This window comes from Paenibacillus montaniterrae, from assembly GCF_018403185.1.
Lineage (GTDB): Bacteria > Bacillota > Bacilli > Paenibacillales > Paenibacillaceae > Pristimantibacillus > Pristimantibacillus montaniterrae.
Genome location: NZ_BOSE01000014.1, coordinates 26,826 through 39,934 on the forward strand (window position 1 = coordinate 26,826; position 13,109 = coordinate 39,934).

At 45.2% G+C, this 13,109-nt stretch carries 12 protein-coding genes and 1 pseudogene; 6 read left to right on the forward strand and 7 right to left on the reverse strand.

Annotated features, from left to right (window positions below):
• Window positions 1-67: 67 nt before the first annotated feature.
• Both KJS52_RS24720 and KJS52_RS24725 read right to left on the reverse strand, forming a co-directional pair.
• On the reverse strand, window positions 68-421 hold the full coding sequence (locus tag KJS52_RS24720; RefSeq protein ID WP_213519966.1) for a HesB/IscA family protein: 354 nt from the start codon (window positions 419-421) through the stop codon (window positions 68-70).
• Window positions 422-604: 183 nt separating this feature from the next.
• Window positions 605-961: pseudogene (locus KJS52_RS24725) on the reverse strand (MerR family transcriptional regulator); the annotation flags it as partial.
• A 202-nt stretch (window positions 962-1,163) separates the two neighbouring features.
• Between KJS52_RS24725 and KJS52_RS24730 the strand changes: the two are divergent.
• Window positions 1,164-2,096 (forward strand): alpha/beta hydrolase family protein, encoded by a 933-nt coding sequence (locus tag KJS52_RS24730; RefSeq protein WP_213519968.1) that lies wholly within the window; start codon window positions 1,164-1,166, stop codon window positions 2,094-2,096.
• An 86-nt stretch (window positions 2,097-2,182) separates the two neighbouring features.
• Here the strand turns inward: KJS52_RS24730 and KJS52_RS24735 are convergent, their stop codons facing one another.
• Window positions 2,183-2,794 (reverse strand): TetR/AcrR family transcriptional regulator, encoded by a 612-nt coding sequence (locus KJS52_RS24735; protein ID WP_213519969.1) that lies wholly within the window; start codon window positions 2,792-2,794, stop codon window positions 2,183-2,185.
• A 150-nt stretch (window positions 2,795-2,944) separates the two neighbouring features.
• Here KJS52_RS24735 and KJS52_RS24740 point away from each other — a divergent pair, with 150 nt between their 5' ends.
• Window positions 2,945-4,240: an FAD-dependent oxidoreductase gene (locus tag KJS52_RS24740; RefSeq protein WP_213519970.1), complete on the forward strand. Its 1,296-nt coding sequence runs from the start codon at window positions 2,945-2,947 to the stop codon at window positions 4,238-4,240.
• A gap of 90 nt (window positions 4,241-4,330) precedes the next feature.
• Here the strand turns inward: KJS52_RS24740 and KJS52_RS24745 are convergent, their stop codons facing one another.
• A complete protein-coding gene (locus KJS52_RS24745; protein WP_213519971.1) occupies window positions 4,331-4,933 on the reverse strand; it encodes a TetR/AcrR family transcriptional regulator in 603 nt (200 codons plus the stop codon).
• Window positions 4,934-5,073: 140 nt separating this feature from the next.
• Between KJS52_RS24745 and KJS52_RS24750 the strand changes: the two genes are divergently transcribed.
• A complete protein-coding gene (locus KJS52_RS24750) occupies window positions 5,074-6,417 on the forward strand; it encodes an MFS transporter (protein WP_213519972.1) in 1,344 nt (447 codons plus the stop codon).
• 202 nt (window positions 6,418-6,619) lie between these two features.
• On the opposite strand, the gene KJS52_RS24755 is transcribed toward KJS52_RS24750, so the two are convergent.
• On the reverse strand, window positions 6,620-7,420 hold the full coding sequence (locus KJS52_RS24755) for an SDR family NAD(P)-dependent oxidoreductase (RefSeq protein ID WP_213519973.1): 801 nt from the start codon (window positions 7,418-7,420) through the stop codon (window positions 6,620-6,622).
• Window positions 7,421-7,667: 247 nt separating this feature from the next.
• Here KJS52_RS24755 and KJS52_RS24760 point away from each other — a divergent pair, with 247 nt between their 5' ends.
• Together KJS52_RS24760 and KJS52_RS24765 are read left to right on the forward strand one after the other, a co-directional pair.
• Window positions 7,668-8,519 carry a helix-turn-helix transcriptional regulator gene (locus tag KJS52_RS24760; protein WP_246563928.1) on the forward strand — a complete coding sequence of 284 codons (852 nt, stop codon included), beginning with the start codon at window positions 7,668-7,670 and terminating at the stop codon, window positions 8,517-8,519.
• Between the two features lie 96 nt (window positions 8,520-8,615).
• Window positions 8,616-9,488 (forward strand): SDR family oxidoreductase, encoded by an 873-nt coding sequence (locus tag KJS52_RS24765; protein ID WP_213519975.1) that lies wholly within the window; start codon window positions 8,616-8,618, stop codon window positions 9,486-9,488.
• Window positions 9,489-9,783: 295 nt separating this feature from the next.
• Here KJS52_RS24765 and KJS52_RS24770 read toward each other — a convergent pair whose 3' ends face one another.
• Both KJS52_RS24770 and KJS52_RS24775 read right to left on the reverse strand, forming a co-directional pair.
• Window positions 9,784-10,626, reverse strand: a complete 843-nt coding sequence (locus KJS52_RS24770; RefSeq protein WP_213519976.1) for an oxidoreductase — start codon at window positions 10,624-10,626, stop codon at window positions 9,784-9,786.
• A 56-nt stretch (window positions 10,627-10,682) separates the two neighbouring features.
• A complete protein-coding gene (locus tag KJS52_RS24775; protein WP_213519977.1) occupies window positions 10,683-11,072 on the reverse strand; it encodes a MerR family transcriptional regulator in 390 nt (129 codons plus the stop codon).
• Window positions 11,073-11,700: 628 nt separating this feature from the next.
• Between KJS52_RS24775 and KJS52_RS24780 the strand changes: the two genes are divergently transcribed.
• Window positions 11,701-12,858 carry an epoxide hydrolase family protein gene (locus KJS52_RS24780; protein WP_213519978.1) on the forward strand — a complete coding sequence of 386 codons (1,158 nt, stop codon included), beginning with the start codon at window positions 11,701-11,703 and terminating at the stop codon, window positions 12,856-12,858.
• Window positions 12,859-13,109 lie beyond the last annotated feature (251 nt).

The following is a 13,109-nucleotide window of genomic DNA, read 5'->3' on the forward strand; positions in this document are numbered from 1 at the left end:
ACAAATTTCCACAATGATAATGCCTATCGTCTGTCTCCTCTCCCGTTTGGTAAAGAAGCCTAAGCTTTTAACATTTTTCGGCTTTTCCTCGGTACGTAGCCGTACGGAAGCTTGCACCACAGCCGCAGCTCGCTTTCACGTTAGGGTTATCCATAGTAAATCCGCCTGTCATTCCTTGGACCTTGTAACCAATTTTTAAACCTTCTAAAAACTCAACACTTTTCGAATCAATTAACAGATTAAAGCCCTTCATCTCGAAAAACAGATCATCATCTGTTTGTTCTTCATCAAGCCTTAAATCATAGGACAATCCACTACAGCCTCCATCAACCACACCGACACGAAGGAACATTTTGTCGGTAGCCTGACTTTCAATCATTTCCTTAATTTGATCAGAAGCTAAATCGCTTATTTCTATCATCTTGTCACCTCATTCAATTGCAGTTAATATACATTTTAGTATAATATATATAATATCAATATAGACTTAACTATTATTTTAGTCAATATGCGTTTTTATTACGTCCACAAAAACCAGGTCAACCAGTAAACTCTGGTTAACCTGATATTACGAAGAGCCCGGATCGGGCTTTAATTATTGGGACCTGCCTTCTTTCAGCCGTATGTCAATAAAATCAACGGCCTGCTGAAGTAAAGAAATTTGCGTCATAATATGGTCACGTTGACTTCTTAATTTTTCCACCAGCTCAGGATAATTAACGGAATCGGAGTCGATTGATGCAACCAAAAATGGCCGCATAGCCTCGAGCGACATTCCCGTTTTTTTAAGACAGGTTATTTGCTTGATCCTGTAAATGTCTTCTTTTCGATAGAAGCGATGTCCGTTTTCCTTCCGTTCTGCCCGAGGCAGCAGCATAATCTTTTCGTAATAGCGGATTGTGTCCTCGGAAATACCGGTTTGCTCGGCGACTTGCTTGATCGTAAACGCTATTTCTTCCATTATGGCCCCTCCCTTAATTGCCGTTTTGAGCATTATACATCTTGGAGCTTACTCCAAGTCAAACTTATTTCCATTCTCTATCCTTGATCGTTTTTTTTGTTTTCACGCCTTGACTTGGATTATACTCCAACTTTTATTATGGGATCTGCAGGGAGAAAACTCCCGGCAACAATCTATCTTAAGAAGGGCAGGAACATTGATTATGGAACTAAAAATTACCGCACCCGCTCCAGTTGTCTCGGTGAAGCCGATCGTGCTTTCAGCCCCGGGCCGTGGCGAGAATCTGCATGTGAGAGTCTCCGCACCGACGACAGGTCGTAACTTACCTATTATTATTTTCTCACACGGCTCTGGTTCGTCGTTGGAGGGATATGGCCCCTTGGTTGACTTCTGGGCTGCGCATGGCTTTGTGGTCATTCAACCTACCCATCTCGACTCGCGGACATTGGGTATCCCTCAGAGCGATCCCCGTACACCACGGATATGGCGTTTCCGAGTGGAAGACATGAAGCGCATCCTTGATCAGCTTGATCTGCTGGAATCTGCCGTTCCCGGCCTCAGCGGGCGCCTTGATCGAAGCCGCATTGCTACAGCCGGACACTCCTTTGGCGGCCAAACGGCGGGCAACCTGTTAGGTTTGCGCGTGCTCAATCCCGAAACCGGGAAGGAAGAGGACCTGTCCGACTCGCGTATCAAAGCAGGCGTGCTATTCGCCACCGCTGGGCAAGGTGGCGACAGTCTGACACCGTTCGCAGCCGAGAAGATGCCGCATCTGAACGTGAGCTTCGAGCACATGACCAAGCCCGCCCTCGTGGTCGTTGGGGATCAGGACGACACTCCTAACAAGTATCAGCTGACCGTTCGCGGACCGGATTGGATGACCGACCCTTACTTCCTTAGCCCAGGGGCCGAGAGTTTGCTCACCCTTTTTGGCGCAGAACACTCACTTGGAGGAATCGCCGGTTACGAGGTTAAAGAAACAACCGACGAAAACCCGGAACGAGTTGCCCTGATCCAGAAGGTTACATGGGCTTACCTTCGACATGTACTCGATATTGAGCAGTCCAGCTGGTCGGCAGTGAAAAAGACTTTGTCTGAGACAGCCAATTCCATTGGTCGAATTGAATCCAAATAAAGCTCCAGAGAAAGACGGCGAGCTCCCCTACCGGCATAATGCCTGTGAGGGAGCTCACTCTCGTTTTTTAATCTCCAAATGAGAATTCACTGTTTCGAAAAATATAAAATTGCTGGCAACACCACATGATCAACAATCTCTTCCAATTTCTGATGCGACACCCATCCATTTTCAAGCATAAACGTATAGCGAATTTGCTCAAAAAGAATGAGTTTGGTCGCTTTAGGTGGGAGCTTTGTGATTTCTCCCCGTTGCACGGCCTGTTGAAGTACGTAATCCATAATTTTAATATTGGAACCCGTTGCTTCGGCCAACATCTGGCTTGTCCGTTCTCGCTCCTGCTGGCTAATCATCTCGGAAAACAGCATTTTAAATAATCTAAACGGTCCATTGTCGGACTCCAATATAAATTGCTGACCAACATATAATAAATGATCACGGAGACTGCCCCTCTCGAAATCCAGACTCTTGAATATCCCTTCCGATTGTTGCATCCGTTGTTGGACAGCTGCAAACACTAAATCAAACGGAGTATCCCAATATCGATAAACTACCGAACGACTAGTATTCGCCTCACGAGCAATACGCGCAAAATTAATCGCACTGTACCCTTCCGTCTCCAGCAGACGATACGTTGCTGCATAAATATCATTTTGTAATTGGTCGCCGCGGCGGCGGCTTTTATTTGACTCAGTCATTACTCTTCTCTCCTTATACGTTCATTATACAGCATACTGTATCTTAAATAAATAAGATTCACACGTGTATCTAATTGACTTTTTAAGGTACATTGATGTATCCTAATTATAAAAATAAGATACAGTGATGTATTCAAAGGAGAGGTAATCATGAAAATAATTGTTTTAGGAGCATCTCACGGGGGGATTGAAGCGGTTGAAGCGTTACGATTGATGTGTCCAAAAGCGAACGTTCAATGGTATGACAAAGGAGACTTCTCCTCCACTTCGGCCAAGGATCTTGAATCCATTCAACAACAAGGAGTATCCATCTTCGGCAACACTGAAATAACTCAAATAGAACCTGGCAAACACCAAGTGGAAATCTTCAATCATATGACAGGGGAAACACGAAAGGAAAGTTATGACAAACTCATTTTAAGTCCTGGTGCAAAGCCATTTATTCTTCCTGTCCCTGGACAGCATTTAAAAAACATCGGTACGATGAGCAGTCGACAAGATATATTCAATATGAGAAAACATGCTGCAGATCCCGATATTAAAAACGTTGTTATTGTTGGCGCAGGATACATTGGAACTGGAGCAGCATCATTATTTGCTGAATCAGGGAAAAAGGTTACGCTAATGGACATCAACGATCGTCCTTTAAGCTCTTATTTGGATAAAGAATTTACGGATGTACTTGAAAAAGAAATGAAAGATCGAGGTGTGGAATTGGCACTAGGCAACTCGATTATCGAATTTGTCGGTGATGAAAATGATCGAGTCATCAAGGTTGTAACTATAAAAGGCAGCTATTCAGCTGACCTGGTCATCTTGTCTGCCGGCAATCGTCCCAACACGGAATGGTTGCAAGGCGCAGTGGAATTATTGCCGGATGGCAGAATTAAAACAGATGAATACATGCGCACAAGTGAACCGGATATTTTCGCCATTGGGGATGCAACAACGGTTTGGTACAATCCCGGTAAAATGCGGATGAATGTTTCATTAGGTACCAACGCGCGTCGTCAAGCACATTATGCAGTAAAAAACTTATTCGAAGCCATTCATCCGCTTCCTGGTGTACAAGGCTCTTCAGGTGCGCATATTTTCGATCATTATTTCGCCACAGTTGGTTTGAATGATAAAACGGCAAAAAAGCTTGGCATTGAAATAAAATCCGTCTACCTGGAACAAGAGACAGCCCTGTTTTCTCCTGAGACGACCGTTATGTTTAAACTGGTTTACGATCCAACAACTTTAGAAATTTTAGGGGGACAAATCATGTCTAAAGTTGATTTGACTGCTAATATCAATACGGTTTCCCTTGCGATTCAAACCGGATGCACATTAGAACAATTGGCCTATGCCGACTTCTTCTTTCAGCCAGAATTAAACACACCATGGAATGTAATAAATTCGGCAGGATTAAAAGCATTACTGCAGGAGTTTGTCTTGTTTTGAAAGCTTTGAAAAGGAAAATCCATTGAACCGCCGGCCTTGGCCACCTGACTTCCATAGCCAGGTGGCTAACTTTTTGAGGTTCAACCCCCTTTAAATGAATGTTGAGCAAAGGTGTTCCAAAATTTCATCGGGTGAATAGCCACGAACATCTCTTTGATAAAAATATGAATCAATACTTATGGCGACCAGCAGCATATCTGCTTTAAATATACTATTTGGGCTTGGATGATCCGCTGTTGCCATCTCATCGAATAACTCGACTGTGATTTGATGCATTTTGTTATAGAGCGGATTCTGTGATTGATACGGAAGTCGCTTAGCTGACGCGGATCCCTTGCCCCCTGTTAACAGCTGTGCTTTCTTCTCAATGAAAGGCATGTAAATTTTGAGAATTCCCTTTAACCGTTGATCCGGCGGCTCTTGCTGATGCTGTAATAGATACTGCTCAATATCTTCGAAGAACCGAAGGACACTGTCTTTGATTAAATCCAAACACAATTCACCTTTATTGGCATAACGACGATATAGGGTGCCCGGACCTATCTGGGCTTCCACTGCGATCTGATTCATACTTACCTGGTCCACGCCGTTCTGCTCAAAAAGTTTATGGGCTGCGGCCAATATTCGTTGACGATTCTCTGCGGCATCACGTCGTTCAAATCGCGACTGGCTTATCTTGATCTCCTCCGACATATTAACACCCCTAATAATAAATTTGGTCCATATTGACATGCGGAGTGCTCTCCGCTTAATATAAAAAGGAGAGCTCTCCGTTTTATATTAATCTAATTTGAGTGCAAATTCAACAGAACTATGGCAGAAGGAGATTGAGGATGGATTCTATCGCAAAGCCTATAAACGAAAAAGCATTACTGGCCATATTATTAATTGCCTCATCATTGGCCACGATGAATGTCTATATGTTCAATATTGCTGTTCCATTTATTATTAAAGACCTGCATCTGTCCACTTCCGAAAGCAGTCTGGTCACGACGCTGTATGCAGTTGTACTAGCAGCAGGTTCGGGTACGTATGGAAAGCTTACCGACCGTTTCTCTGCACGGTCATTAATACTAATAGGGATAGCCCTATTCACTCTGGGTTCGCTAATGGGGGTATTTTCTAGCTCTTTTCCGGCCGTTGTAACTGCAAGAATTATTCAAGCAGCTGGTGCTGCGGCTATTCCCTCGCTAGCGTATGTAGTTCCGCCTAAATATTTCAAACCCGAGAACAGAGGCAAAGCATTAAGCCTTGTGTCTACTACTTTCGCGCTGATGGGCGGAGTAGCCCCAGTCCTCAGTGGATTTATTATTCAACTGTTTGGTTGGCACGGTCTTTTTGTTGTTTCTCTCTTGATCGTATTTATTATCCCATTTGTTGTGAAACACTTCCCTACTAATGTTGCACAAGGGGAGAAATTCGATGTCTTAGGAGCTATATTATTTTCCTTGGCAGTAGGCATTCTGGTACTAGGTATCAGCCTAAATCCTTATCTTTTAATAATTGCTGTCCTGATGCTTATTGCGTTTTCATTCCACATACGCGGGAAGAAAGCACCTTTTATCACCATCTCTTTACTTGCTAACAAAAACTACAGAAATTCCTTGCTCTCTGTATTTGCAGGCACATCTGCATATCCGGCCGCTTTATTTTTATTGCCCTTGGTTCTAAAACAGGGCGGTAACTTGCAAGCAAGCCTGATCGGCATCGTCATGTTCCCAGGCGCACTGATTGGTTCGTTGTTCGGCCCTTACATGGGAGCACTTTCTCGCAAGTACAATGGCAGGATCATTATTCTGACTGGTCATGGTTTTATGATTCTGGGAGCACTGCTTATGGCGGTTTTGCAAGACATGCCCATCGGCATTGGGATAGTCATGTTCATCTTTGCGCTCGGCTATACCACATTAGTCTCATCTGCTGCCAATGTTGTGCCATCGACCTTAAAAAAGACGGAGATTGGTATCGGGATGGGACTCTTCACGCTTTTAAGTATTTTAGGAGGTGCATTTGGTCCTTCTATTTTAAGTCGATTTTTATCCTTCAATACTAACTTTACAATCTCCTTTATCATCGTCATCGTTATGTCAGTTATCGGCATTTTTCTAATACTCGCAACGCGAGCAGATAATTCCCAAGGTGATCTGAACAGGCAACCGGCCAATGGCTTAAGGTGAATTTAGGGATATCCCAGTGTACGCTGGACGACAGGAAGCATATCGGCAGCGTCGAGCTCGCCTTCAACGAGGAGACCAAAAAGTATTTTTTAAGCTTAGCCCCTTCCGCTGAAACAATAGCGCAAGGGGCTTTTCCTTTATCCTGATAGGTCTTACCTTACTAAATAATTCTGAGCAAAGATCCTCAAAGAACCGGATCCCGCTATCCGTGCCTTTTTGGCCTGGACATGCGTTCCATGATCAAGGCTACCCTGCGCCTGCTAAAAAGTCTGATCATCTGAGACATAAAGTAGTTGTTACGACCATCAATGATGTAGCTTCGTCCCTGGTCAATCCCGCGAAATCCGGCCTGAACAACCTTCTCCGGGGTCGAGAGCTTTTGGCCCGCGCCCATTTCCTCGCTACCTACCGCATCGAAGAACCCTGTCTCGGTTGCACCAGGGCACAGTGCGAGCACGCGAACGCCTCGCCCGCGCATTTCCGCCCATAGTGCCTCAGAGAAGGACAATACAAATGCTTTGGTAGCCCCATAAACGGCCGAATAAGCACAAGGCATAAACGCGGCCATCGATGCCACGTTAACGATGACTCCATCCTCTCGCTTCAGCATATTAGGCAGCAACCGGTGCGTAAGATCGACTAACGCGGCCGTGTTCAGCATAATCTCCTCTTGCTCGCGCTCGGGGGCTATTTCCTCGAAACGGCCGTAAGTGCCAACGCCTGCGTTGTTGATAAGAATATCCACGGACAAGCCCAGTTCGGAAATTTGTTCGACCAGTTGGCGCGGGGCGTTCGCTTTGGACAAATCGCAAGCCAATGCATAAGCCTGTACGCCATACTGGCGGTTGATTTCCCTGGCTATTGAATCCAGTTTGTCCTTGGAGCGCGCTACCAGAACGACATGACAGCCTTGTGCCGCCAGTTCGTTGGCATAGGCTTTCCCAATTCCGGATGAAGCACCGGTGACTACTGCTAACTTGTTTCGATAAGTATACCTGTTCAAGAAAAAAACCTCCTATTTAGCACTTCTCTGACATACATTATCTTCATCGTACTGTCGATAGGCATCGGTTAACCACACCATGTTTATACTATTAGCGGGATTAATAGCCTCAGTGCTCGTTTTGGTTCTCTTTTGTAGAAAGGGCATTCAATAGAGACTATAATAATCATATATAGAGTGCTTTTGTTGTTTGGTTAATAGCGATATGTATCTTCCATATGATTAAATAGAGGTGACCCACTTGAAAATGAATAATTCCTCATCCGCATTAGGTGACTTCCTTAAATCTCGCAGAGAACGGTTGCAGCCTTCAGAGGTCGGGATTCAGCCGCTGCCCGGACGAAGACGCACTCCGGGACTTCGAAGAGAAGAAGTCTCTTATCTTGCCAATATAAGCGTGACTTACTATGCCTGGCTGGAGCAAGGCAAGGAGGTTAATCCTTCGCCGGAAGTGCTGCTAAGTATCAGCAAAGCGCTTCAGCTTGACGAAGACGAGCAGAAGCATCTATTCGATCTGGCCAATGTAGATGTGGCGAGCGTCGTCGTCACAGTACCAAATAACGGTGGGCCGGATACGGGAGTTCTGCAGAAAATCGTAAATCAATTGCATTATCCTTCTTTTATCACAGACGAAGGTACGGATGTTATCGTCTGGAATCGGGCCGCTGAACTGATCGTAGCCGATTTCGGCAGTCTGCCGGACAACGAACGGAATATGATGGACATTATGTTTTTAAAGCCTGATTACCGCAACAGACTGGTGAATTGGGAAGGCGCTGCCCGTTACGCTGTAGCCGTTCTGCGGGCAAGCTTCGATCTTTACAAGAACAACCCGTTATATATGGAACGGTTTGAACGCTTGATGCGGGAAAGCGTGGAGTTCGTACATTTCTGGGAGCTATATGAAATCAAACAAAAACGCGTAGCAACTGCTTTATTCCGCGTTCCTGACGCACAGGAGATGGAGTTCGAGCTCCATTCTGCGGCTGTAATCGATAATGACCCGGGACTGCACTGGTGCTTCTTTGTTCCGGTGCCCGGTTCAGGCACGGAGGAGAGATTATTGCATTTACTCGAGCAGGACAGGCAGCTGCCGTAGACTGTTACTCCTGTTAATAGAATAGACGTGCTGTGGCTAGCCCCCTCCAGTTGTTTGTATGATTCAGTGGAAGACAACGATTGGAGGGTATTTAGTATGCAAACATGGTTCATTACAGGAGCGTCAGGAGGCTTGGCTTCACGTATAACTCGCCGATTGCTTGAGAGGGGGGACCGTGTAGCTGCAACGGTACGTAAGTCAGGGGTGCTGGATGATTTGCAGTCACAGTATGGCTCTAGGCTTTGGCAGGCTAATTTAGATCTGACGAACTCTCAGCAAATTGCTGAAGTGGTGGAACGTGCATTTTTAGAACTGGGCACGATCGATGTGTTTGTCAATAATGCAGCCTATGGCTTGTATGGCGCAGTGGAAGAAGCAAGCGACAGACAAATTGAGCATCAGTTTATGACCAATGTGCTTGGCTCCCTGCGTGCAGCGCGTGCAGTCCTGCCCTTTTTCCGTAAGCAGGGCGGCGGTCACATCGTACAGATTTCGAGTATGGCGGGTCATTATTCTATTCCGGGTATGGGACTGTATTGCTCTTCGAAATGGGCGGTCGAAGGAGCCTTTGAAGCGCTAGCTAAGGAAGTGGCTCCGTTCAATATTAAGACCACTATGGTGGAGCCCGGCGGAATCCGAACGAATTTCATTACAAGCAACGCCGTATTCGGCGAGCGGATGGATGAATACCGGGATACAGAGGCGGGCCAATTCGTTAGCCTGATGAAAGGAGAACTGCCTGGTATAGATATGAGCATGTTCAATCAAATGGTTGTCGGCGATCCGGATAAAATGGCGCAGCAGATTATCCGCCGAGTCGACCAGGGAGAGGGCCCGCTACGTATGGCGTTGGGTAGCGACGCCTATGAGCAAATCCGGGCAGCCCTGCTGGACAGACTGGCCGCTCTGGAAGCCCAGAAAGAGCTGGCTTACTCCACTGATGCAGACGATGTGGTAAAACAAGTTTAAAGGACACCAAAGAATTCGACTGATACAGTTCTCCGTTTCACCTATAGAACAAGATTAAAAGACATCCTCTCGGATTTCTTCAGACCGTAGACAAAGGGGCTGTTGCACAATCAGGAAACTGATCGTGCAACAGTTTTTTGATGTATGTGAATGACCAGCATTTGTCTAGCTTAATTTGACAAAGTTTCGGGTGACAGCGCTTGTTGCAACGTCCCTTGCTTTTCAAGTTCCTTACAGCCTAGCGTTGTCCGTTCAAAAAAAATCTGTGAACATTCTCAAGACGGTGTTTTGATTGTTATTCAAAATCAGCGTTGAGCGTGATTTCTTTCCATTCTTCTATGTCTGAAAGCATACCTGTGAATTTATGTGTTGCTGCTTGATATGCAGCTTTACCAAGAAGTAAACGAAGTGGTGGGCTTGGTGTCTCAACTACCTTGATTACAGCTGCTGCTGCTTTTACTGGATCGCCAGATTCTTGTCCACTATTTTGCTGCACACCTTGCAGCATCTGTCCTACAAACGAATCCTTCAATTCAGGGATTTGAGTATCCGTCTTAACGGACGATCTGCCGCCCCAATCCGTACGGAAGCCGCTTGGTTCTATTAATGTTACTGCAATGTTAAAAGGCGTCAGTTCTTGCGCCAAGCTTTCTGAAATCCCTTCAACTGCATATTTGGTTGCATGATAGTAACCGAGTGTTGGAAAGGAAGTTAAACCACCGATAGAGGAGAAATTAATGATATGACCAGACTTCTGAGCTCTCATATGCGGGAGAACAGCATTGGTCATATGCATAAGCCCCCAGAAGTTAATTTCGAACATTCGGCGTGTCTCTTCTTCTAGGCTTTCTTCCACTGAACTAAAGTATCCAATCCCAGCATTGTTCACTAGAACATCGATGCGCCCGAACTTGTCCATGGTCTGCTGAACTGCGTCTTTAATTTGATCATCGTTAGTTACATCCAATGGCAACGCAAGCGTGTTCTCTTCATGTCCTGATACGATATCTTGAATCTGCTCGACTCTACGTGCAGTCACGACAACCTTATAACCAGCTTCAATTGCTTGTACCGCTATTTGGCGGCCAAATCCAGTAGAGCAGCCCGTAATAAACCAAACTTTTTTTTCTAGAGACATTCTAATCACTCCTTTTAGATGATACCTCTAGCTTACTTCTTCAAGTATACTTTAAGTCAAGTAAGCAAATCACCGGAGCTTTCTCTTTTCTTATATAGCAAAACGTCATAAACAGCTATCTTACGAATAATTTTTTCAAGTTGATACTGTTGTTTAGCCAAGGTGTTCTCTACATTTTTTTTGTGTTCAGTTAGAAAATCTCTTCTGACATCCAACGTGTCATCCCCTTGTAGGATAAGCTCTGTATACGATTTTATTTCTTCTATCGTCATTCCTGTCTCTTTTAATGCCACCACGAGTTCAAGCCACTCGAGTACTTTCTCATTATATTCTCTTCGTCCATTCACGTTTCTTTTCACTTCGGGAAGAATCCCCACTTGTTCATAATAGCGAAGCGTAGATGCTGGTATTCCGGTTTTTTTTACAAGCTCGTTGATACTATACATTGGAGAAAACCCCTTTTTTGTTAAAGTTGGCTTTAAAATAATACATATGAGGTAGTTAGTCAATATTTCATACAAGTCATTACCATGTGAACGGATCAGAGGAAAAAATCGTCCATGTTTGGGCTGGAATTGTTATGCTTTTGTACCCCTGAGATTTACTTGAATCCCTTTTAAATGCGGATAGCATATATCTCAATACGATAACTCATAGCCTTTTCCTCTTTAATTGAAATAAGTATGGAAAGCCACGGTAAGGCTTTAAGGGAAGTCCCTTCTTCTTGAACCATTGCTGGATTAACACCAATTTGGATTGTTCCTCGATATGAATTAAATTACATCTGTCTGTTTCGAAACATTAATTGTAACTATATTATCTTGCTCGTTTCGCATTTGGATTTCCTGGATTTTGGCCAGCCGTTTGTGTTGTCTCTCCGGATCGTTCGTTTGGCGTTGGTAAGTTGGTACCTCTTCAATTGCCAGATTGCGAAGCGAAACAAAGGGGACAAACCATCCTTGTTAATGGTGGGTTCATTTAGGACGTGCTGAATACTAAATCGATTTATGGTATGATTTGAGAAAACGATTAGAGCATTAATGACGATGTATTAAGAAGAGGAGGGAAATCATTTTGACTATTGAACGTTTTCAAATCCAGGTCTCTGATGAAATCCTGAACGATCTGCAATACAGAATCCATCACGTCCGTTGGCCGGATCAATTGGAAAATACGGCTTGGGAACGAGGCACGGAATTAAATTACTTAAAATCGTTAGTTTCGTATTGGAGGGATCATTATGATTGGCGCGCACAAGAAGCCAAGTTGAACCGCTTCTCCCAGTTTCGCTGCCAGATCGATGGGATCGACGTGCACTTCGTACATGAACGCGGTAAAGGTCCTGACCCTTTGCCCCTGATTCTTACTCACGGATGGCCCGACAGTTATCTTCGTTACCAAAAAATCATCCCGCTGCTTACGGATCCGGCCAGCTATGGCGGCAACCCCGAGGACGCTTTTGACGTAATCGTCCCTTCATTACCTGGCTTTGGATTCTCCAGCCGCCCTAAACATCCAGGCGTCAACAATTTTCGTGTCGCCGAAATGTGGGCTAAGCTCATGACCGAAGAATTAGGCTACAATAAATTCGCTGCCGCCGGTGGGGATATGGGCTCCGGTGTGACCAGATACCTGGCAGCAAACCATCCCGAACGGTTATATGGAATCCATCTGACCGATATCGGGATTATCCGAGATCTCATAGCTTCATCTGATCAAGCCACGCTTTCGGAAGAAGAGCGACAATACAAGAATAACGCTTCGGCATGGATGGCTCAGGAGGGCGGCTATATGTCCATTCAATCGACGCGCCCCCAAACCCTCGCATATGGACTTTCCGACTCACCAGTAGGTTTGGCCGGTTGGATGACGGAGAAATTCCGATCATGGAGCGATTGTAACGGCGATCTTGAGCAAAAATTCAGCAAGGATGAACTCCTTACGCATATTATGGTGTATTGGGTGACGAACAACATAGGATCGACAGCGCATATGTATTATAATAATGCACATTCTTTGCCGCCAATCGGCTACATCGAGGTTCCGACTGGCCTTGCCCTATTCCCGGCGGATATCCTGTTGCCGCCCAAAGAATGGGCCATGCGCAACCTGAATGTAACCCGCTGGACTTCGATGCCCCGCGGCGGACATTTTACCGCTCTGGAGGAACCAGAGCTTTTTGCCGATGACATTCACGCATTCTTCAGACCTTTTAGAACGAAAAGCTCGTGAATCTGAATCGTTTCGCGGGTAATGTTCCACAGGATAATTTGGGTGACCTTTCTATAATTCTCTATCACGGACGGCGGTCATTGCCTGCTCCTGTATCATGTATCATGAATCATGCAGCCGCTCAGTTCCCCTGTCGGGAAACGAGCGGCTTTCTCTTGACCTTGAAAGTACCTCTGGCCAGATTGCTCTGTACACACTTTAATAGACCACCCAATGGATTAATTAAAAGCGTCTCTCACTTGATCTGCATC